This is a genomic window from Bradyrhizobium sp. AT1 (genome assembly GCF_001590795.1).
GTDB lineage: Bacteria > Pseudomonadota > Alphaproteobacteria > Rhizobiales > Xanthobacteraceae > Bradyrhizobium.
In genome coordinates, this window is record NZ_JXDL01000001.1 from 6,008,809 (window position 1) to 6,030,043 (window position 21,235).

At 64.2% G+C, this 21,235-nt stretch carries 17 protein-coding genes and 1 pseudogene; 9 read left to right on the plus strand and 9 right to left on the minus strand.

What is annotated here, in order from left to right:
• Positions 1-37: 37 nt before the first annotated feature.
• Both SE92_RS27840 and SE92_RS27845 read right to left on the minus strand, forming a co-directional pair.
• Positions 38-898, minus strand: a complete 861-nt coding sequence (locus SE92_RS27840; RefSeq protein ID WP_063200694.1) for a prephenate dehydratase — start codon at positions 896-898, stop codon at positions 38-40.
• A gap of 39 nt (positions 899-937) precedes the next feature.
• The gene (locus SE92_RS27845; protein ID WP_063200696.1) at positions 938-1,678 is read right to left on the minus strand and encodes a 3-deoxy-manno-octulosonate cytidylyltransferase; all 741 of its coding nucleotides are present in this window, start codon (positions 1,676-1,678) and stop codon (positions 938-940) included.
• 247 nt (positions 1,679-1,925) lie between these two features.
• Here SE92_RS27845 and SE92_RS27850 point away from each other — a divergent pair, with 247 nt between their 5' ends.
• The 6 genes from SE92_RS27850 to SE92_RS27875 all read left to right on the plus strand — a co-directional run bounded on the left by SE92_RS27850 (position 1,926) and on the right by SE92_RS27875 (position 10,410).
• Positions 1,926-2,480, plus strand: coding sequence for a c-type cytochrome (locus SE92_RS27850; RefSeq protein WP_063200699.1), 555 nt, complete (start codon positions 1,926-1,928; stop codon positions 2,478-2,480).
• 213 nt (positions 2,481-2,693) lie between these two features.
• Positions 2,694-4,589, plus strand: a complete 1,896-nt coding sequence (locus tag SE92_RS27855) for an extracellular solute-binding protein (RefSeq protein ID WP_063200702.1) — start codon at positions 2,694-2,696, stop codon at positions 4,587-4,589.
• Positions 4,590-4,603: 14 nt separating this feature from the next.
• A complete protein-coding gene (locus tag SE92_RS27860; protein ID WP_063200705.1) occupies positions 4,604-6,478 on the plus strand; it encodes an extracellular solute-binding protein in 1,875 nt (624 codons plus the stop codon).
• 2 nt (positions 6,479-6,480) lie between these two features.
• The gene (locus tag SE92_RS27865) at positions 6,481-7,590 is read left to right on the plus strand and encodes a microcin C ABC transporter permease YejB (protein ID WP_063200709.1); all 1,110 of its coding nucleotides are present in this window, start codon (positions 6,481-6,483) and stop codon (positions 7,588-7,590) included.
• On the plus strand, positions 7,590-8,768 hold the full coding sequence (locus SE92_RS27870) for an ABC transporter permease (RefSeq protein ID WP_063200712.1): 1,179 nt from the start codon (positions 7,590-7,592) through the stop codon (positions 8,766-8,768). The genes SE92_RS27865 and SE92_RS27870 overlap by 1 nt, the downstream gene beginning before the upstream one ends.
• A 4-nt stretch (positions 8,769-8,772) precedes the next feature.
• Positions 8,773-10,410, plus strand: coding sequence for an ABC transporter ATP-binding protein (locus tag SE92_RS27875; protein ID WP_063200715.1), 1,638 nt, complete (start codon positions 8,773-8,775; stop codon positions 10,408-10,410).
• Between the two features lie 6 nt (positions 10,411-10,416).
• Here SE92_RS27875 and SE92_RS27880 read toward each other — a convergent pair whose 3' ends face one another.
• Entirely contained in the window at positions 10,417-11,259 is an 843-nt protein-coding gene (locus tag SE92_RS27880; protein WP_063200718.1) for a C40 family peptidase, read from the minus strand.
• A complete protein-coding gene (locus SE92_RS27885) occupies positions 11,252-12,625 on the minus strand; it encodes a leucyl aminopeptidase family protein (protein ID WP_063200721.1) in 1,374 nt (457 codons plus the stop codon). The genes SE92_RS27880 and SE92_RS27885 overlap by 8 nt, the downstream gene beginning before the upstream one ends.
• Positions 12,626-12,825: 200 nt before the next feature.
• Between SE92_RS27885 and SE92_RS37480 the strand changes: the two genes are divergently transcribed.
• The 3 genes from SE92_RS37480 (at position 12,826) to SE92_RS27900 (ending at position 15,705) form a co-directional block, all read left to right on the plus strand.
• Positions 12,826-13,029 (plus strand): hypothetical protein, encoded by a 204-nt coding sequence (locus SE92_RS37480; protein WP_063200724.1) that lies wholly within the window; start codon positions 12,826-12,828, stop codon positions 13,027-13,029.
• Between the two features lie 244 nt (positions 13,030-13,273).
• Entirely contained in the window at positions 13,274-14,803 is a 1,530-nt protein-coding gene (locus SE92_RS27895; protein WP_063200727.1) for a metallophosphoesterase family protein, read from the plus strand.
• Between the two features lie 71 nt (positions 14,804-14,874).
• Complete coding sequence (locus SE92_RS27900; protein ID WP_063200730.1) at positions 14,875-15,705, plus strand: tetratricopeptide repeat protein; 831 nt, start codon at positions 14,875-14,877, stop codon at positions 15,703-15,705.
• 54 nt (positions 15,706-15,759) lie between these two features.
• Here SE92_RS27900 and SE92_RS27905 read toward each other — a convergent pair whose 3' ends face one another.
• The 5 genes and pseudogenes from SE92_RS27905 to SE92_RS27925 all read right to left on the minus strand — a co-directional run bounded on the left by SE92_RS27905 (position 15,760) and on the right by SE92_RS27925 (position 21,227).
• On the minus strand, positions 15,760-16,734 hold the full coding sequence (locus SE92_RS27905; RefSeq protein ID WP_063200733.1) for a type II secretion system F family protein: 975 nt from the start codon (positions 16,732-16,734) through the stop codon (positions 15,760-15,762).
• Positions 16,735-16,743: 9 nt separating this feature from the next.
• A complete protein-coding gene (locus SE92_RS27910) occupies positions 16,744-17,721 on the minus strand; it encodes a type II secretion system F family protein (RefSeq protein ID WP_063200736.1) in 978 nt (325 codons plus the stop codon).
• Positions 17,722-17,737: 16 nt separating this feature from the next.
• Positions 17,738-19,206: pseudogene (locus SE92_RS27915) on the minus strand (TadA family conjugal transfer-associated ATPase).
• Between the two features lie 21 nt (positions 19,207-19,227).
• Positions 19,228-20,496 (minus strand): CpaE/TadZ family protein, encoded by a 1,269-nt coding sequence (locus SE92_RS27920; protein ID WP_063200741.1) that lies wholly within the window; start codon positions 20,494-20,496, stop codon positions 19,228-19,230.
• Positions 20,493-21,227, minus strand: coding sequence for a CpaD family pilus assembly protein (locus tag SE92_RS27925; RefSeq protein ID WP_063200744.1), 735 nt, complete (start codon positions 21,225-21,227; stop codon positions 20,493-20,495). The genes SE92_RS27920 and SE92_RS27925 overlap by 4 nt, the downstream gene beginning before the upstream one ends.
• Positions 21,228-21,235: the final 8 nt, after the last annotated feature.

Below are 21,235 nucleotides of genomic sequence, written 5' to 3' on the forward strand. Positions count from 1 at the left end.
GGTCCCGGCTCGCGCTTCGCGCGTCCGGGACACGCGACTAATCCTGCTGCGATTCGCTGAACGTCGCGCGGAAGGGGTGGCCCGGATAGACGCCGACGATGCGGAATTCGCGCGAGAAGAATTTCAGCTCCTCGATGGCGAAAGCGAGGCCCTTGTCCTCGGGGTGGCCATCGACGTCGGCATAAAACTGCGTGGCGAAGAAATTGCCGTCGACCATGTAGCTTTCGAGCTTGGTCATGTTGACGCCGTTGGTGGCGAAGCCGCCGAGCGCCTTGTAGAGCGCGGCCGGCAGATTGCGCACCCGGAAGACGAACGTCGTGACCAGCGGGCCGGAGCCCTGCGCCGCCCATTTCGGCTCGCGCGCCAGCACCACGAAGCGCGTGGTGTTGTGCGCCTCGTCCTCGATGTCCTCGGCGAGGATGTCGAGGCCGTAGATCTTGGCGGCGAGGCGCGAGGCGATCGCGGCCACGGTCTTGTCCTTGCGCTCGGAGATGTCGCGGGCGCTGCCGGCGGTGTCGGCGTGCACGATCGGCTTGATGCCGAGCTTGCGGATGATGCGGCGGCACTGGCCGAGCGCATGCACATGGCTCTCGACGCTCTTGATGTCGTCGAGCTTGGTGCCCTTCACCGCCATCAGCTGATGCCGAACCGGCAAGAACCATTCGCCGATGATGAAGAGACCGGAGGCCGGCAGGAGATGATGGATGTCGGCGACGCGACCGGCGACCGAGTTCTCGATCGGGATCATGCCGAGATCGGCCTCGCCCGACGAGATCGCGGACAGCGCATCCTCGAAGGTGGCGCAGGGCATCGGCTCGGCGTCGGGATAGGCCTCGACGATGGCGATGTGGGAATTGGCTCCGGGCTCGCCCTGGAATGCGATCTTCATCTTGCTCATGTCTTAAAAGTGCTCCTGGGTCGGCCTTGTAACAGCGGCTCAGGATTTGGAAAGGATGCTGCGCGCGGTTTCGAGATCTGGCGGCGTGTCGACGCCGCGGGGCACGCTGTCGACGATCATGATGTCGATGCGCATGCCGGCCTCCACTGCCCGGAGCTGCTCCAGGCTCTCCTGACGCTCCAGCGGCGAAGGCGGCAGCGCAACGAACCGCTCCAGTGCCGCGCGGCGGTACGCATAGAGGCCGATATGGTGGTAACGCGGTCCGTTGCCGTAAGGCGCGGTGGCGCGCGTGAAATATAGTGCCCGCAGCCGCCGAGGCCCGATCGGCGAGCCGATGGCCTTCACGACGCTCGGCGCGAGATCCTCCTCCTCGGTGTGGATCTGCGAGGCCAGCGTCACGATGTCGACCACCGGATCGGTAAAGGGTGGCAGCACCTCGCGGATGGTGGCCGGCGTGATCGTCGGAAAATCACCCTGGAGGTTGATCACGATCTCCGCCTTGCCTTCGGGATCGAGCTTCTGCATGGCCTCGTGGATGCGGTCCGAGCCGGAGGGGTGGTCGGCGCGCGTCATCACGGCCTCGCCGCCATGGGCGGTGACGACGGAGGCGATCTCCGGCGTATCGGTTGCGACCGCGACCCGGCCGATGCCGGCGGCCTCGGCGCGGCGCAGCACATGCACGATCATCGGTTGGCCCGCGATATCGGCGAGCGGCTTGCCGGGCAGGCGGGTGGCGGCCATGCGGGCCGGGATCAGCACCAGGATGCGAGGATCGATCATGAGGTCAAGTTCTTGCGGTCAAGTTCTCGGGGTCAAGGGCCTGAAAACGGAGCGTTTTCCGCGCCGGGAAATGGCGTGGGGACGGGTCGAAAGCCGGGTCGCTTATACGGGTTGCCAGACCCCGGGCAAACCGATATCTCAATGGCAAAACTCGGGGAAACGATAGGGAACGATTGATTCTCCCGAGGCTCGTCCTGGCGGCCGCCCGGCCGCTCGATCCTTCTCGCGGTGTGGGGCCTGGCCGGAAATGGACTCTTTCGAACTCAATAAAATTCTCGGTGCCGTGCTCGGCACCTGTCTCCTTCTGCTGGTGACGAGCTTCACCGCGAATGCGCTGTTCTCGCCCAAGATGCCGGAAAAGCCGGGCTTCGAGATCGCCGTGAAGGAAGATGCCGGCCACGGCAAGGAAGGCGGCGCTGCCGCCGCGGCTGCCGAGCCGATCGAAAAGCTGCTCCAGACCGCGTCCGTCGAGAAGGGCGCTGCCGCTGCCAAGAAGTGCGGCGCCTGCCATACCTTCGAGAAGGGCGGCCCTAATCGCGTCGGTCCGAATCTCTATGGCGTCGTCGGCGAGAAGAGGGGTGAGGGCCGTGGTGGCTTCAACTTCTCCGCAGCCATGAAGGGCAAGGGCGGCACCTGGACGTTCGATGACCTCAACAAGTTCATCGCCAATCCGAAGGGCTTCATCCCGGGCACCGCGATGGGCTTCGCCGGTATTCAGAAGGATTCCGAGCGCGCTGACGTCATTGCCTATCTGAACTCGCTGTCGGAGCATCCGCAGCCGCTGCCGACCGCGTCGAAGTAGAGGCGTCAAAATCCCTGTTTTGGACGACACGGCCGGGCTGAAAAGCCTGGCCGTTTCGCTATCCGGACCTCCCGGTGAATTTATCGGGGCGTTTGGCCGCATCTGACAGGCGGTCCGGCCTTCCAAGATGAGGAAAAAGCAACATATTCGGTCGAAACCTCGCCTATATTGGGAACTTAAAGGAGTAGCCTCCTTCAAGACAGGGATGTTGATTTGGCCATTACCCGACGCGATCTCCTGCTCACCGGCACTGCTGCAGCAGCGCTTCCCACCCTCGGTTTTGTGGCGGGTGTTCCCGTCGTCGGCGCGGCGCAGGCGCAATCGGCCAACGAACTGCCTTGGCGTCATGCGCTGTCGCTGTTCGGCGACATCAAGTACCCCTCCGATTTCAAACGCTTCGACTACGTCAATCCCGATGCGCCCAAGGGCGGTATCGCCCGCCTGATCTCGATTGGGACGTTCGACAATTTCAATCTCGCGGTCGCTGGTATCAAGGGCTCGCTCGCCCCGGCAGCGGCGATGATCTACGAGACCCTGATGACCCGGGCGCAGGATGAGGTCGCGACCGAGTACGGCGAACTCGCCGAAGCGGCCCAGCATCCGGACGACTTTTCCTGGGTGGTTTATCGCTTGCGCAAGGAAGCCCGCTGGCACGACGGCAAGCCGGTGACGCCCGAGGACGTCGTTTTCTCGCTGGAGACGTTCAAGCAGCATAGCCCGATGTACGCGTCCTACTATCGCCACGTGACCAAGGCGGAGAAGGTCGGCGAGCGTGACGTCAAGTTCAGCTTCGACGGGCCGGGCAACCGCGAATTGCCGACCATCGTCGGCGAACTGACCGTGCTGCCGAAACATTGGTGGGAAGGCGCCGACGCGCAGGGCCGCAAGCGCGACGTCAGTTCGACCACGCTGGAGATCCCGCTCGGCTCCGGACCGTACCGGATCAAGGAATTCGTGGCCGGACGTTCGGTCAAGCTGGAGCGAGTCAAGGACTATTGGGGCGCCAATCTTCCGAGCCAGATCGGCCAGAACAATTTCGATGAGCTGCGCTTCGAGTTCTTCCGCGACAACACCGTGGCGCTGGAAGCCTTCAAGGCCGACCAAGCCGACTGGATCGCGGAAAACTCCGCCAAGCAATGGGCGACGGGATATGGCTTCCCCGCGGTTGTGGAGAAGCGGGTGATCAAGGAGGAGTTTCCGATCAACGATTCCGGTCGCATGCAGGCCTTCGTGGTCAACAACAGGCGCAATCAATTCAAGGACGCGCGGGTGCGCCGCGCCTTCAATTATGCCTTCGACTTCGAGGAGATGAACAAGCAGCTGTTCTTCAGTCAGTACAAGCGCATCAACAGCTATTTCGAAGGCACGGACCTCGCCGCGACTGGCTTGCCCGAGGGCGAGGAACTGCAGATCCTCGAGACCGTAAAGGACAAGGTCCCGCCGGAAGTCTTCACCACGCCTTACCAGAATCCGGTCGGCGGCAATCCCGAGGCCGTGCGTGCCAATCTGCGCGAAGCGGCAAAGCTGCTGAAGGAGGCCGGTTTCGAGGTGCGGGACCACAAGCTGGTCGATGCGTCGGGCAAGGTTCTGACAGTCGAAATCCTGGTGCAGGATCCCTCATCCGAGCGTATCGCGCTGTTCTACAAGCCGTCGCTGGAGCGTATCGGCGTCAATACGTCGGTTCGTATAGTCGATGATGCGCAGTATCAGAACCGTCTGCGCAGTTTCGACTTTGACATGATCATTGACCAGTGGGGCGAGTCACTCTCGCCCGGCAACGAGCAGCGTGAATATTGGAGCTCGGCGACGGCGGATGTACCCGGCGCGCGCAATACCATCGGTATCAAGAATCCGGCCGTCGATGCCCTGATCGAGAGGGTGATCTTCGCCAAGAATCGCCCAGGTCTTGTCGCTGCCACGCGCGCGCTCGACCGGGTGCTGCTCTGGAATTTCTACGTGGTGCCCCAGTTCACCTATCCGTTCGCGCGCTACGCTCGCTGGGACCGCTTCAGCCATGCTGAGCCGCTCCCGAAATACGGCCGGTCTGGCCTGCCGGTGCTGTGGTGGTACGACGCGGACAAGGCGGCGCGCGTCGGAAAACGCTCTTGAGGAAGCAATCGCGCATGGCGCAACTTTCACGCCGGCATGTATTGGTCCTGGGTGCCGGCGGTGCGCTCGGCGTCGTCCTGTCGCGCAGCGCGCGGGCATCGGAAGCGGGGACCGAAGCGCACGGCATTTCGGCCTTCGGCGATCTCAAATATCCCGCCGACTTCCACCATTTCGACTACGTCAAGGTCGATGCGCCGAAGGGCGGCACGTTCTCGCTGATCCCGTCGGTGCGCGCCTACAACCAGTCCTACCAGACCTTCAATTCGCTCAACGCCTTCATCCTGAAGGGCGATGGCGCGCAAGGCATGGACATGACCTTCGCGCCGCTGATGGTGCGCGCGAACGACGAGCCCGACGCGATGTACGGGCTTGCCGCCAAATCCGTGCAGATATCGCCCGACAAGCTGGTCTATCGCTTCAAGATGCGGCCCGAGGCGAAATTCCACGATGGCACCAGGCTCACCGCGCATGATGCGGCGTTTTCGCTGACGGCGCTGAAGACCAAGGGACATCCCCTGATCCTGGTGCAGCTGCGCGACATGGTCAGTGCGGAAGCAGTCGACGACGCAACGCTCGTCGTCACCTTTGCCAAGGGACGGGCGCGCGACGTGCCGCTCTATGCCGCAAGCCTGCCGATCTTCTCGAAGGCCTACTATGCCTCTCGCCCGTTCGATGAATCGTCTCTGGAGATCCCGCTGGGCTCGGGTCCGTACAAGGTCGGCAAGTTCGAGGTTAACCGCTACATCGAGTATGAACGGGTCAAGGACTGGTGGGCGGCCGATCTGCCGCCCTGCCGCGGCACCTATAATTTCGATGTCGTGCGGTACGAGTTCTATCGCGATCGCGACGTCGCCTTCGAGGGGTTCACCGGCAAGAACTATCTCTACCGCGAGGAGTTCACCTCGCGCATCTGGGCGACGCGCTATGATTTCGCCGCGGTCAAGGAAGGGCGCGTCAAGCTCGAAATCGTGCCCGACGACACGCCGTCCGGCGCGCAGGGCTGGTTCATCAACACGCGACGCGAGAAGTTCAGGGATCCGCGCGTGCGCGAGGCCCTGATCGATGCTTTCGACTTCGAATGGACCAACAAGACCATCATGTACGGCGCCTATGCCCGCACGGTGTCGCCGTTCCAGAATTCGGACCTCATGGCGGGCAATGCGCCGCCCTCGCCGGAAGAGCTGAAGCTGCTCGAGCCGTTCCGGGGCCAAGTCCCCGACGAGGTGTTCGCAGCGCCTTTCTCGCCGCCGACCACGGACGGATCCGGACAGGATCGCACCCTGCTGCGCAAGGCGCAGCAATTGCTGACCGAGGCCGGTGTGCCGATCAAGGACGGCAAGCGTGTCCTGCCGAACGGTGAGGTATTCCGCATCGAATTCCTGCTGGACGAGCCCTCGTTCCAGCCGCACCACGCGCCCTATATCAAGAATTTGGGGACGCTGGGCATCGAGGCCAACATCCGGCTCGTCGATGCAGTGCAGTACAAGGCGCGCCAGGAAGATTTCGACTTCGACATGACGATCCAGCGTTTCAGCATGTCGGCGACACCGGGCGATGCCATGCGCGCGTTCTTCTCGTCGCAGGTCGCGAACACCAAGGGCTCGTACAATCTCGCGGGCGTCGCTAGCCCGGCCATCGACGCCATGATCGAGAAGATCATGGCGGCCGACAGCCGCGAGGAATTGACCGTGGCTTGCCGCGCCTTCGATCGCCTGTTCCGCGCCGGCCGTTATTGGGTGCCGCAATGGTACAACAAGACGCACCGGCTGGCCTATTGGGATCAGTTCGGCCATCCGCAGAAGTTGCCGCGCTATGCCAACGGTGTCGGCGCGCCAGACATCTGGTGGCATGAACCCGCCAAGGCCGCCAAACTCGATCAGGCGAAATAATCATGAGCGCCTATATCGCCCGCCGCATCCTCCTGATGATCCCGACGCTGCTCGGAATCCTCTTCGTCTCCTTCATCGTCGTGCAGTTCGCGCCGGGCGGCCCGGTCGAGCGCGTGATCGCGCAGCTGTCGGGGGCCGACACCGGCGGCAGCTCGCGCATTTCCGGCGGTGGCGATTTTGCGCAGCGTGCGCCGGGGCAGTTGGGGGCGGGCGGCGACGCCATCAACTCGAAATATCGCGGCGCGCAGGGCCTTGATCCCGACTTCATCAAAAAGCTGGAAAAGCAGTTCGGCTTCGACAAGCCGGCACCGGAGCGCTTTGCCCTGATGGTCTGGAATTTCGCCCGCTTCGATTTCGGCAAGAGCTATTTCCGCGACGTCAGCGTGCTGCAGCTCATCAAGGAGAAGCTGCCGGTCTCGATCTCGCTCGGCCTGTGGCTGACGCTCCTGACCTATCTGATCTCGATCCCGCTCGGCATCCGCAAGGCGGTGAAGGACGGCACACGCTTCGACACCTGGACGTCGACCGTGCTCGTGCTCGGCTATGCGATTCCCGGCTTCCTGTTCGCAATTCTCCTCATCATCCTGTTTGCCGGCGGCTCCTTCTTCAACTGGTTCCCGTTGCGCGGACTGACCTCGGACGGCTGGTCGCAGTTCCCCTGGTACTGGAAGATCATCGATTACTTCTGGCATCTGACGCTGCCGCTGATCGCCATGGGGCTCGGTGCGTTCACCACCATGACGTTTCTGACCAAGAACTCGTTCCTGGACGAAATCCGCAAGCAGTACGTGATGACCGCGCGCGCGAAGGGCTGTAGCGAGAACCGGGTGCTTTATGGGCACGTCTTCCGCAATGCGATGCTGATCGTGATCGCAGGCTTTCCCAGCACCTTCATTCATGCCTTCTTTTCGGGTTCGCTTCTGATCGAGACCATCTTCTCGCTGGATGGGCTCGGGCTGCTCAGCTTCGAGAGCGTGCTCAACCGCGACTATCCCGTGGTGTTCGGCACCCTCTACATCTTTTCGCTGGTCGGCCTCGTGATCAATCTGGTCTCCGACCTGACCTATATGTGGATCGACCCCCGGATCGATTTCGAAGCGCGGGAGGTCTGATGACGATCACCGCCCCGACACCGATCGAGACCACGACCCAGGCTCCACTGGGCGAGGTCGTTCCGATCACGCGCAAGCCGTTCGCGCCGTCACCGCTCAACAAGCGGCGGTGGCAGAACTTCAAGGCCAATCGCCGCGGCTACTGGTCGTTCTGGATCTTCATCGCGCTGTTCGTGATCTCGCTGTTCGCCGAGCTGATCGCCAACGATCGACCCTTCCTGATCAAGTTCGACGGCCGTCTCTACTGGCCCGCCTTCGTGACCTATTCGGAGACCACCTTCGGCGGCGACTTCGAGACCGCAGCCGACTATCGCGATCCCTATTTGCAGAAGCTGATCAAGGACAAGAGCGGCATCATCGTCTGGCCGCTGATCCGCTATTCCTACGACACCCACAATCTCGACCTGCCGACGCCGGCGCCGTCGCCGCCGACCTGGATGCTGACGGAGAAACAGTGCCAGCCAGTGGTGGAGAAGAAGGGGCTGAAGAGCTGCCGCGATCTCGAATATAACTGGCTCGGGACCGATGATCAGGGCCGCGACGTGGTCGCGCGGCTGATCTATGGCTTCCGCATCTCTGTGTTGTTCGGTCTTTGCCTCACCATCGTCTCGTCCGTCGTCGGCATCGCCGCGGGCGCGGTGCAGGGCTATTTCGGCGGGCGGGTCGACCTCATCTTCCAGCGTTTCATCGAGATCTGGACGGCGATCCCCTCGCTCTATCTTCTCCTGATCTTGTCTTCGGTCCTGGTGCCCGGTTTCTTCGTGCTGCTCGGTATCCTCCTGCTGTTCTCCTGGGTCTCGCTGGTCGGTCTCGTGCGCGCCGAATTTCTGCGCGGGCGCAACTTCGAATATATCCAGGCGGCGCGGGCGCTCGGCGTTTCCAATGCGGTCATCATGTTCCGCCATTTGCTGCCGAACGCGATGGTGGCGACCATGACGTTCCTGCCCTTCATCGTGTCGAGTTCGGTGATGACTTTGACGGCGCTGGATTTCCTGGGCTTCGGCCTGCCGCCGGGATCGCCTTCGCTCGGCGAATTGCTGTCCCAGGCCAAATCCAATGTGCAGGCCCCCTGGCTCGGCTTCTCCGGATTCTTCTCGGTCGCGATCATGCTGTCGCTCCTGATCTTCATCGGCGAAGCGGTGCGCGATGCCTTCGATCCGCGCAAGACCTTCAGGTAAGTCCATGGACGCGATCAACCAGCCCCTGCTCAGCGTGCGCGATCTCTCGGTGGCCTTCCACCAGGGTGGTGCCACCACGCTCGCGGTCGACAAGGTCTCGTTCCAGATCAAGCGCGGCGAATGCCTGGCGCTGGTCGGCGAATCCGGCTCCGGCAAGTCGGTCAGCGCACTCTCGATCCTCAAGCTGCTGCCTTATCCGAACGCCTCGCACCCCTCGGGCAGCATCCGCTTCAAGGGGCAGGAGCTGATCGACCGCTCCGAGCAGCAGATGCGGGAAATCCGCGGCAGCGACATCTCCATCATCTTCCAGGAGCCGATGACCTCGCTCAATCCGCTGCACACGATCGAGGCGCAGATCGGCGAGATCATCCAGCTGCACAATCCGACCAGCAATGCGCAGGCGCGCAAGCGGACGCTGGAGCTATTGACGCAGGTCGGCATCCCCGAGCCGGAGACGCGGCTGAACAGCTATCCGCATCAGCTCTCCGGCGGTCAGCGCCAGCGCGTGATGATTGCGATGGCACTTGCCAACGAGCCGGATCTGTTGATCGCGGACGAGCCGACGACGGCGCTCGACGTCACCGTGCAGGCGCAGATCCTGGCGCTGCTCGCCGAGATTCGCTCGCGGCTCGGCATGAGCCTGCTCTTCATCACCCACGACCTCGGCATCGTGCGCCGCATCGCCGATACCGTCTGCGTCATGAAGAGCGGTGAGATCGTCGAGCAAGGCCCGGTCGAGCAGGTCTTCAGGTCTCCGAAGCATCCCTATACGCGCGATTTGCTCGCAGCCGAGCCGAAGCCGGATCCGGCACCGCCGCAGCCGGACGCGCCGGTGGTGATGTCGGCCGATGATTTGAAAGTCTGGTTTCCGATCAAGCGCGGCCTGATGCGCAAGACGGTTGGCCACATCAAGGCGGTCGACGGCGTCAGCATCGCCGTGCGCAAGGGCGAGACGCTCGGCGTCGTCGGCGAATCCGGCTCGGGCAAGACCACGCTGGGGCTGGCGCTGTTGCGGCTGATCTCCTCGAACGGGCGCATCGTATTCCTCGGACAAGACATCCAGGGTCTGCGCTTCAAGGAGATGCGCCCGTTCCGGCGCGACATGCAGATCGTGTTCCAGGATCCGTTCGGCTCGCTCTCACCGCGCATGTCGGTCGCCGACATCATCGCCGAAGGGCTTTCCGTGCATCAGCCGAAGCTGTCGCGCGAGGAGCGCGAGGCGCGCGTCGTCAAGGCGCTTGAAGACGTCGGGCTGAAGCCGGACACCCGCTATCGCTATCCCCATGAATTCTCTGGCGGCCAGCGCCAGCGCATCTCGATCGCACGCGCGGTGGTGCTGGAGCCGGATTTCGTCGTGCTGGACGAGCCGACCAGCGCGCTCGACATGCTGTTCCAGGCGCAGATGGTCGATCTGCTGCGTGAGCTGCAGCGCAAGCGTGACCTCACCTACATGTTCATCTCGCACGATCTTCGCGTCGTCGCCTCGCTCGCGAGCCACCTGATCGTGATGCGCGGCGGTAAGGTGGTCGAAGAAGGCCAGGCCGCCGAGCTGTTCAAGTCCCCGAAGACGGATTACACGCGGGCGCTGTTCGCGGCGGCGTTCCGGCTGGAGACGGCGGGCAACGGGTCGGTGGCGACATAAGCGCCGTCAGAGCCGCTTGATCGCGATAATTTCGCTGCCGGCCGCTTTGATCCGCGCTGTGGCCGGCTCGATCGGCTCGATCGCGGTCGCCATGTGATGCGCGTTGGCGTGAACCATGGTGCTGGCGTCGCGAACGATGGCGACATGGCCCTTCCAGAAGATCAGATCACCGCGCTGCAAGCCGCGTTGCTCATGCGGCTCCAGGGCGCGGCCGAGCCCCGCCAGCTGCATGTCGCTGTCGCGTGGGCAACCGATCCCCGCTGATGTCAGCGAGACCTGGACGAGGCCGGAGCAATCGATGCCAAAACTGCTCTTGCCGCCCCATAGATAAGGCGTGCCGACGAAGCGTTCGGCGACGGTGACGAAATCCGGCTCGCGATGGTCGAGCGGCGCGAGATGGGACTTCGGCAGATATTGGCCGTCGCGCGTCACGGCGAAGCTGCCGTCCTCGCGCGCCACCGCGAGCCTGGATCCCATCACGAGCGTCTCGGCCGGCGGCAGCTTGATCGAGGGACCGGGGAAGGCAAACGTCCTGAGCGCGCTGACCACGTGTGTTGGAACCGCCGAAGGTTTTGCCAGCGCCGCTTCCGGCAGCCAGCCGACATAGCCGTCGCCATTGAGCTGGCCCCAGGCCCAGCCCTCGCCATTGCGGTCGTAGATGGTGAAGCGTTCGCCGCGCAGCGCCTCCGTCATCAGCATCGCGTTCGACGACGGTTGCTCGCGCACCGGTGCGACGGGCTCGATCACCTCGAATTCCTCGCCGGTGACGAAGCGATCCGCCTCAACCTTGCCTTCGAGGTATTTCGCGGCGAGGTCGCCTCGCGCCGGTGTTATTCGCGGATCATGCATAGCGCTCGCTCAGCAAGGTGTAGATGGCGCGCGCGGCCTGGCACTCGCCGCCCTCCGGTCGCGCCGGCTTCGCCGACGGCGTCCAGCCGTAGATGTCGACATGCAGCCAGCTCCCGGCGTGCTCGACGAAGCGTTGCAGGAACAGCGCGCAAGTGATCGAGCCGGCAAAGCCGCCGGACGGTGCGTTGGTGATGGTGGCCGTCTTGGAGTCCAGCCAGGAATCGTAAGGCGGCCACAGCGGCATGCGCCACAACGGATCGTTCTCCTTCACCGCGCAGCGCGCGACGTCAGCGGCGAGGGCATCGTCATTGGTGTAGAAGGGCGGCAGATCCGGCCCCAGCGCAACGCGGGCTGCGCCGGTCAGCGTGCCCAGATCGATCAACAGGTCGGGCTTCTCCTCGTCTGCGAGCGCCAGCGCGTCGGCGAGCACCAGGCGGCCTTCCGCATCGGTGTTGCCGATCTCGACCGTGATGCCCTTGCGCGAGGTGAAGATATCGAGTGGGCGGAAGGCATTGCCGGCGACCGCGTTTTCCACGGCCGGGATCAGCACGCGCAGCCGCACCTTCAGCTTCGCGTCCATCACCATGCGCGCGAGCGCCAGCACGTTGGCGGCGCCGCCCATGTCCTTCTTCATGATCAGCATGCCGCTCGACGGCTTCAGGTCAAGCCCGCCGGTGTCGAAGCAGACGCCCTTGCCGACCAGGGTCACCTTGGGATGGTCAAGGTCGCCCCAGCCGATGTCGATCAGCCGCGGCGCGCGGTTGGAGGCCATGCCGACGGCGTGGATCAGCGGGAAATTCTTCTCCAGCTCCTCGCCGATGGTGCAGGTATAGCTTGCCCCGAATTCGGCGGCGAGTGCTTGCGCGGCAGCGGCGAGCTCCGCCGGCCCCATATCGTTGGACGGCGTGTTGATGAGGTCGCGCGCCAGCATTGCGGCATCGGCGATCCGCTCGATCTCGGTTGCATCGACGCCGTCGGGCGGCAGCAGCCGGACGTCGGGCCTGTCAGCCTTGCGGTAGCGCGCGAAGCGGTAGCACCCCAGAGCAAAAGAGAGCGCGGCCAGCCGCGCATCGTGTGGTGCGTTGGCAAAGCGATAAGTGCCCGCTGGCAGCAACCCCGGCAGGGCGCCAGGCCGGAACAGGTCGCGCGATCTTGCGCCCTCGTCCTCGATGCCGAACAGCACCTGCGCAATGGCGCCGTCGGGTGCGGGCAGGGCCAGATAGGCGCCCGGCTTGGCGCTGAAGGCGCAGGCCGTCGCGAACAGGCGCTGCGGCGGCGGCAGCGTCTCGGCGACCTGATCCCAGCTTGATTTGGTGACGAAGGTGATCGGGATGGCGGTGGACGACGTCTCGAAGACAGAAGGCATTGGCGGGTCCCGATCGTCAGATCAAACGGGTCATACGAACGGACGAGACTTCGCAGAGTTTGGCCGCCGCTGCAATCGGCTTTGCTGTCACCGTTCGGCGAGCCGCTACTCGCGGCAAGGGGGCTATGCTAGGTTCCGGCAACGGCCGCCAGGGATGGAAATCGGGCGGCCGACGACAAAGCGCGCCGGGAGGAAGTGCAATGGAATTCGTGTGGAGCGTGGTCACATTCATCGGCCAGGCCGTTGAGGCGATTTTCGGCTATGTCGAGCACCACCATTGGATCTTCGCGCTCCTTGCCGGCGGTTACGTCTTCTATCTCCACGACCGCTCCGTCCACGCGCGGTTCGATGCGCTGGACAAGCGCATCGATGAAATCCGCAAGCGGCTTGCCATCGAATATTGATCGGGCAAGACGAAACCGTTGTATGGCAGGTCTCGTATCTCGTGTTGAGAACTGCCGTTCACGCGAGCGCTGTCGCCGGGCTTTACTGGCGTCGCGGTTGTGGCATTATCGGCTGATATTTTAGATTGTGTCGCGCGCATCGAGAGCGGGCTTCTCGAGCGGGCTGCGACCGGCCTGAATCTGTTCGTCGACGCATTTCTCGCATCGTTTGGGCGGCGCAGCATTCGCAAATGAGCGGCGCAAAATGGATAGATCGTTCGTCATTGCGCAGATTTCCGATCTGCATCTGGACGGCTCTGGCCGGCTGCTTGCGACGATCGAGGCGCTCAGGGCCGCTCTCCGCGAGAGGATGGCGGACCTTGCCGATGTTCCCGATCGCATCCTGCTGATCACGGGGGATCTTGTAGACGATCCGACGCCGCGCGCGCTCGACGAAGCGCTGGCCGTCATCGGGTCCTTCCGACAGACCGGACTGTTTACGGACATCCAGGCCGTTGCCGGCAATCACGACGTCAAGCGGCCGAGCCAGCGGACCGGCCGTCACGACGTCTATGATTACCTGCATCTGCCGCGGACCTCGAAGAGCGTCTATTACCGGCAGGCCGGTCTCGACCTCGTGCTGCTGGATTCCAACCGCGCAAGCCTGACGACGCTTGCAAGCGGCCATATCGATGAGGGCGCGTACAAGGCGATGGTCGCGGATTCCGCCCGGCTGAGCGTCGAGCTCGCGGGCAGCACGGGTTCTGCGGGGCGTGCCGGCTATGCCGAACCGGCAGAAAACCTGGTGCGCGTGCTGGCCCTGCATCATCATCCGCTGCCGCAGGCGACGGGAGAAGGAAAGCGCTTTCTCGGCGTGCCCGACGAGCCGCTGATGTATCTGGCAGCGCCCGGAACCTTTCTGGAGGCGGCGACCTCCCTCAACGTCAATCTGGTGCTGCACGGTCACCGGCATGTCGAGGGGCTGACCCGTTATTCCATCCCCGATCCGCGCGCGACCTCGAGCGCGAGCGGCGAAGCGTTCTGGCGCACGATCTACGTGCTCTCCTGTCCATCCTCGACCGGGCAGGCCGGCGACGATGCCGGCTTCAACATCATCCATTTCGGTCCCACGTCCCATGCCGGCCGCACGGAGCACCAGTTCGCGATCGCACGCTATTCCAGGCCGCGCAAGGATGTCGCTTTCAGGCTGCTCGATTCGAACCTGCCGGACGGGATCATCAGGCTGCCGGCAGGGCGGGACTTTTCCCGTGATCCGGCGGTCCAGTCGGCGATCGAGATCGCCTCATGCGCTCAAGTGAAGTGGGATCAGGTCGCAGTGATCGCCTCCCGGTTGTTCATGCGTCGCGGCTTCTATGATGAAGCCCAGCCGGACTGGGCAAGCGCGTTCTACACTTACGTCGTCTCGTCTCATGCCTGGACGGACCTCGAAGGCAAGCTCGCGAGGTCCGGGCCGAGGTCCGATATCGACGCTTTGTCCGCGGTGAGAGCGCTTCTCGATCGATTGATCGCGCAATCCGCCGGCGTGCTCGGCGTCGACCGCGCGCAGCTCCATGAGCTCAACCGCAGGCGTTCGATCAACCGTGATGATTTCCTGCGCCAGCTGCCGAGGCTGTCCGGCGCGGGTGTCGATGCTCGGCAGCCGGCGCTGCAAAGGCGGCAATTGCTGCGCGACCTGAACGAACGGCTGAGGGTGCTCGGCCTCGAGCTGGATCTCGGCGGTGAGGCGCCGCCGCAGACGTCACAGTGGGAGGTTGGGGCCGGGAAGCGGCGTTAACCCGCCGTTAGGGTTAACAGTCTATTGCTGGCGCGTTCGGCTCGATCAATCGGCTCGAGAGTCAAGGCGTCATGCGTCAACGGTTCAGTCCTGCCAGGCTTCTTGCGTCCACCTCGGTGGCCGCGGCATTGGCCATGGGCCTCGGCGGCTGCACGGCCATGTCGAAACTCTCCGAAGTGACGGGCTCGGTCGGCGGCCCACGGGCGGAGGCACCTCTCACCGATCGCGCACCCGCCGATCCGGTGCGTGCCGTCGAGGTCTATGGCGAACGCTACCGCGCTAATCCCAAGGACGCTGACGCCGCGCTTGCCTATGGTCAGGCCTTGCGCGCCAACGGCCAGCGCGCCCAGGCCGCCGCCGTGCTCGAGCAGGCGACCATTGCCAATCCCGGCAACAAGGCCCTGCTCGCCCTGTACGGCCGCGCCCTCGCCGACAACGGCAATTTCCAGCAGGCCTACGACGTCCTGTCGAAAGCGCATTCGCCCGACAATCCCGACTGGCGCCTGCTCTCGGTGCAGGGCACTGCGCTGGACCAGATGGGCCGTCACGAGGAAGCCCGTTCCTATTACGCGAGCGCGCTCAAAATCGCGCCGGGCGATCCCGGCGTGCTCTCCAATCTCGGCCTGTCCTACATGTTGTCGAGAGATCTTCCGAAGGCCGAAGAGGTGCTGCGGCAGGCCTACGCCTCGCCGCGCGCGAGCACGCGTGTGAGGCAGAATCTCGGCCTCGTCGTCGGTCTTCAGGGCCGCTTTGCGGAGGCCGAGACCATCGTGAAGGCAGATCTGCCGCCGGACCAGGCCGCGGCCAACGTCGCCTATCTCAAGGAAATGCTCAGCCGCAGCGAGGGCCCGCGCGGCGCGCCGAAGCGGATGCCCGTCGCCTCGCTCAGCCAGGCCGACTGATCAGATCATCCCTTAGAGCCTGTGGCGGGAGCGAACCGCGCGGTTCGCTCCGCCTCAATGCAGCTCTGTGATCTTGATGCCGGTCGGCCCGAGGATGACGACGAACAGCACCGGCAGGAAGAACAGGATCATCGGCACCGTCAGCTTCGGCGGCAGGGCGGCCGCCTTCTTCTCGGCCTCGTTCATGCGCATGTCGCGGTTTTCCTGCGCCATGACGCGCAAGGAATGCCCGAGCGGGGTGCCGTAGCGCTCCGCCTGCTGAAGCGCGAGACACACCGACTTGACACCCTCGAGCCCGGTGCGTCGCGCCAGGTTCTCATAGGCAACCTTGCGGTCCTGCAGATAGGACAGTTCGGCCGTGGTCAGCGTGAACTCTTCGGACAGCGCGATCGACTGTCCCACGATCTCGGTGGCGACTTTCCGGAACGCCATCTCGACTGACATGCCGGATTCGATGCAGATCAGGAGCAAATCGAGCGCATCCGGAAAGGCGCGCTTGATCGAGAGCTGCCGCTTGGAAATCGCGTTCCTGAGGAACAGCATCGGTGCCTGGAGGCCGAGATAGGCGGCGCCGACGCAGATGCCGATCTTGATCGGCATCGCCTGCTCCAGATGCGCGATCCCGAAAACGTAGACGACCGAGCCGATGAAAAGCACGATCGGCGCGACCATGCGGGCAAACAGGAAGGTGATGTAGGGCGCGTGACCGCGGTAGCCGGCCATGATGAGCTTGTCCCGCGCGGCCTCCTGCGCGAGCCATTTGGTGAGGTTGAAGTCCTCGACGACCTTGGAGACGAGCTGCTTCGGGGTCTGGCGCAGCGAGACCTTCTCGTTCTTGTGAAGGCGCTCACGCTCGCGCTGCCGGATCCGCTCACGCTCGCTCGCCACCGCCTTCATGCGCTTGGAGAGACCTTCGCCGGCGAACAGCGGCATCACCAGCGTATACACCGTGGCACTGGCGGCAATGGCCGCCAGCAGCATGGTCATGAAGCGAACGTCGTGCAATTTCGAGACGAGGAAGTCGACCATACGGCACCGTCAGAAATCGAAGTTGATCATCTTCTTCATCACCATGATGCCGATCGACATCCAGACGACGCAGCCGACCAGCATCAGCTGGCCGGTGGGATGAGTCCAAAGCAGCGAGATGTATTGTGGTGTCGTGAGATAGACGAGGAACATCACGATCGGCGGCAAGGAGCCGATGATGCCGGCCGAAGCCTTGGCTTCCATCGACATCGCCTGGATCTTTTCCCTCATCTTCTTGCGGTCGCGCAGCACCTTGGAGAGGTTGCCGAGCGCTTCGGAGAGGTTGCCGCCCGACTTCTGCTGGATCGAGACCACGATGCCGAAGAAATTGGCCTCCGGCAGCGGCATGCGATCGTAGAGCCGCGAGCAGGCTTCGCCGAGGGGCATGCCGATCGCCTGCGTCTCGATGATCGCCAGAAACTCGCTGCGCAGCGGCTCGGGCGCATCGGCGGCAACGACCTTGATCGATTCGAACAACGGCAGACCGGCCTTGATGCCGCGGACGATCACGTCGACCGCGTCCGGCAGTGCTGCCAGGAACTTGGTCTCGCGACGCTTCTTCAGGAAGCTTAACGCCCAGCGCGGCAGGCCCAACCCGCCGGCAAAGGCAAGGCCGGCAGCGCCGATCAGGCCGCCGCCGGAGAACAGGGCGGCTGCGAAGAACACGCCCGCCACGACGGCGGACACCACCCAGAATTTCTGCGGCGTCCAGTCGAGCCCGGCCTGCGACAGGCGGACGCTGAGCGGAACGCTCTTTTCCTGCAGGCGGCGCGCTTCGAGATCCTTCAGCGTCGTCTCGACCTGCTCGCGGCGCGAACGCTGAGTCTTTTCGGCCTGGCGTGCCGTGGGCGCCTCGGTGCGCGAGATCGAGGCACGGCGGCTTTCCGCCTTTCGTTCCCCGGACAGCAGCGGATAGAGGAAGACCCAGGCGATGCCGCCCACCGCTGCGGTGGCGAGGAATGCGAGGGCGAGGACCTGCATGTTCATGGCGGTGCTGACCTGCTCACGTCGTCGGCTTGACTTCCGCGGCGTCCAACGCAGCGGCAAGGCGCTTCTCGTCGCCGTAATAGCGGGCGCGTTCCCAGAACTTCGGGCGGCCGATGCCGGTCGAGCGGTGCCGGCCGATGATCTTCCCGTTGGCGTCCTCGCCGACCATGTCGTAGAGGAAGACGTCCTGGGTGATGATGGTGTCGCCTTCCATGCCCATCACCTCGGTGATGTGGGTGATGCGGCGTGAGCCGTCGCGCAGGCGCGCGGCCTGGACGATGACGTCGATCGAGGCGCAGATCATCTCGCGGATGGTGCGCGAGGGGAGCGAAAAGCCGCCCATCGTGATCATGGATTCGCAGCGCGACAGCGCCTCGCGCGGATTGTTGGCGTGCAGCGTCCCCATCGAGCCGTCGTGGCCGGTGTTCATGGCCTGGAGCAGGTCGAACGCCTCCGGGCCGCGGACTTCGCCGACGATGATGCGTTCAGGGCGCATACGCAGGCAGTTGCGCACCAGCTCGCGCATGGTGACCTGACCCTCGCCCTCGATGTTGGGCGGACGGGTTTCCAGCCGTACCACGTGAGGCTGCTGCAGCTGCAATTCGGCCGCGTCCTCGCAGGTGATGATGCGCTCGTCGTGCTCGATATAGTTGGTGAGACAGTTGAGCAGCGTCGTCTTGCCCGAGCCGGTACCGCCGGAAATCAGCACGTTGCAGCGGACGCGGCCGATGATCTGGAGGATCTCCGCGCCCTCCGGCGAAATCGCGCCGAACTTGACCAGCTGATCCAGCGTCAGCTTGTCCTTCTTGAATTTGCGGATGGTGAGCGTCGGGCCGTCGATCGACAGCGGCGGCACGATGGCGTTGACGCGGGAGCCGTCGGCGAGGCGCGCGTCGCAGATCGGCGAGGATTCGTCGACGCGCCGGCCGACCTGGCTGACGATGCGCTGGCAGATGTTGAGGAGCTGCTGGTTGTCGCGGAAGCGGATTCCCGTGCGCTGGATCTTGCCGGCGACTTCGATGTAGACGGTGTTGGCGCCGTTGACCATGATGTCGGCGATGTCGTCGCGCGACAGCAGCGGCTCGAGCGGGCCGTAGCCGAGGACGTCGTTGCAGATGTCGTCGAGCAGTTCCTCCTGCTCGGCGATCGACATCACGATGTTCTTGATCGCGATGATCTCGTTGACGATGTCGCGGATTTCCTCGCGCGCGGACTCCGAATCGAGCTTGGCGAGCTGGGCGAGGTCGATCGCTTCGATCAGCGCGCCGAAGATGGTCGCCTTGACCTCGTAATAATTGTCCGAACGCCGGCTCTCCATGGCCGGGGCGGCGGCGCCTTGGCAGGAGCAAGCGGCGGGGAGGCGACGGCCGGCGGCGGCGGCGCGCGCGACACCGTCGGCGCCGAAGCCTGAGCAGGCTCGGGCGACACGGCGCCGGGCTTGGGCGCCCGAAGGTCGGTGTCTGTTCCGCTACGCTTACCGAACACTTAACAACTCCATGCGGCGGCCTATTTTCCCCGCAACTTGTCAATCAGGGGTGAAAACAGGGACGACTTTTGCTTCTTGGTCTCGCTGCGGCCGGTGAGGCGCTGGGCGATCTGAAGGAACATCTCGATCGACTTGTGGTTGGCGGAGATCTCCGCGATCATCTGGCCGTTGTTGGCCGCCGAGCCGAACACTTGCGGCTCGAACGGAATCGAGACGATCGGCTGGCTCTCGATCGCCTTGGCGAACTCCGCGGCCGCGATTTCGGGTCGCTTGGGCACGCCGACCTGGTTCAGGCAGTAGAGCGGCGGCCGGTCGTTGGGGCGCGCGGCCTTCAAAAGATCGAACAGGTTCTTGGTATTGCGCAGATTGGCGAGGTCGGGGGCGGCCACGATCAGGATGTCATCCGCTCCGATCAAGGCGCGCTTGGTCCAGCCCGACCATTGATGCGGAATGTCGAGCACGATGCAAGGCATGGTGGAACGCAGCGTGTCGAACACGGAATCGAATGCGTCGCTGCCGAAATCATAGACCCGGTCGAGCGTCGCCGGTGCCGCCAGCAGGCTGAGATGGTCGGTGCATTTCGACAGCAGGCGGTCGATGAAGGCGGTGTCGACGCGATCGGGTGAGAACACGGCGTCGGCAATGCCCTGCGGCGGATCCTGGTTGTAGTCGAGCCCGGCGGTGCCGAAGGCGAGGTCGAGATCGGCGACGACGGCGTCCATTGCGAGATCGCGCGCGATCGCCCAGGCCACATTGTGGGAGATGGTGGAAGCCCCGACGCCGCCCTTGGCCCCGACCACGGCGATGATGCGGCCGACTGCCTTGGCTTCCGGTGCCGAGAACAGGTTGCAGATCGAGCGCACGACGTCGATCGCGCCGACCGGCGCGAGCACGTAGTCGCTGACGCCGCGGCGCACCAGCTCGCGGTAGAGCGTGACGTCATTGATGCGGCCGATCACGACCACGCGGGTGCCGGCGTCGCAGACGGTGGCGAGCTGGTCGAGCCCGCTCAAGAGGTCGTTGCGGCCGTCGCTCTCGAGCACGATCACGTTCGGCGTGGGAGCCGAGCGGTAGGCTTCGATCGCGGCCGCCATGCCGCCCATCTGGATCTTCAGATGGGCCTTGCCGAGGCGGCGGTCCTCGCCGGCCGACTGGACCGCGGCAGCAGTTTCCACGGTCTCGCAAAAGGCCTGAACGGAGACGCGCGGCGCGGGCGCAATATGCTCCTCGACCGGCGGAGGAGCTGCGTCCGGCTGCTCTTCGTGTGTCTGGCGAGCGTAGCTGATCATTTGCCGGTGTCGCTGAGTTTGGCCTTGTCGGCGTCGGAATAGGTGGTCGCCGTCGAGAGGCCCTTGCGATACTTCTCGAGACCGGTGATGCGCCTGGCCGTGTAGGACGGCGTTTCAGGCCGCGGCTGCTCGAGGTCCGACGGGTTGTCGACCATCGCCGCGAGGTTGCGCTGATAGGCGCAACCGTAATTGTAGTAGTCCTTGTTCTCGAACCAGCTCTTGTTCTTCATCGAAGGACCGATGTCCTCCGGCCACAGGCCGCAAGGACCCGCGACCGCGGCGATCTTGGAATAGGTGAGCCGGATCGGCGGCAGGAAGCGTTTGTCCTCAGGCTGGTAGGGGCGAACGTTCACGCCGCGCGGCGGTACGCCTGCTCCTGCGAGCATCGCCTGGATTTCACGCATCGTGTCCGCGACCGGACGCGCATTGGGCGTGCCGGACGGCACGTCGATACGGATCGCGCCCGTGCCTTCGTACAACCACGCCGATGCGACACCCATCACGTCCGCGCGCTGGGCGGCGGTCAATCCGCCGCGGGCATGGCCGACAAAGACGACGATCGAGCGGTTCTGCTCCTCGACCGCGATCGGATGGCGCTTCTTGTAGTCGTCGGGAATGGAGGCGGTGGCGATTTCGTCGTGCTGGCAGCCGCCGAGCGCAAGCGCCATGCCGACGAGCGCGCCACCGAGGCGGATGGCGCGTTTGCGAAGCTGGGGTGGTCTTGTGATCATCGTGAAAT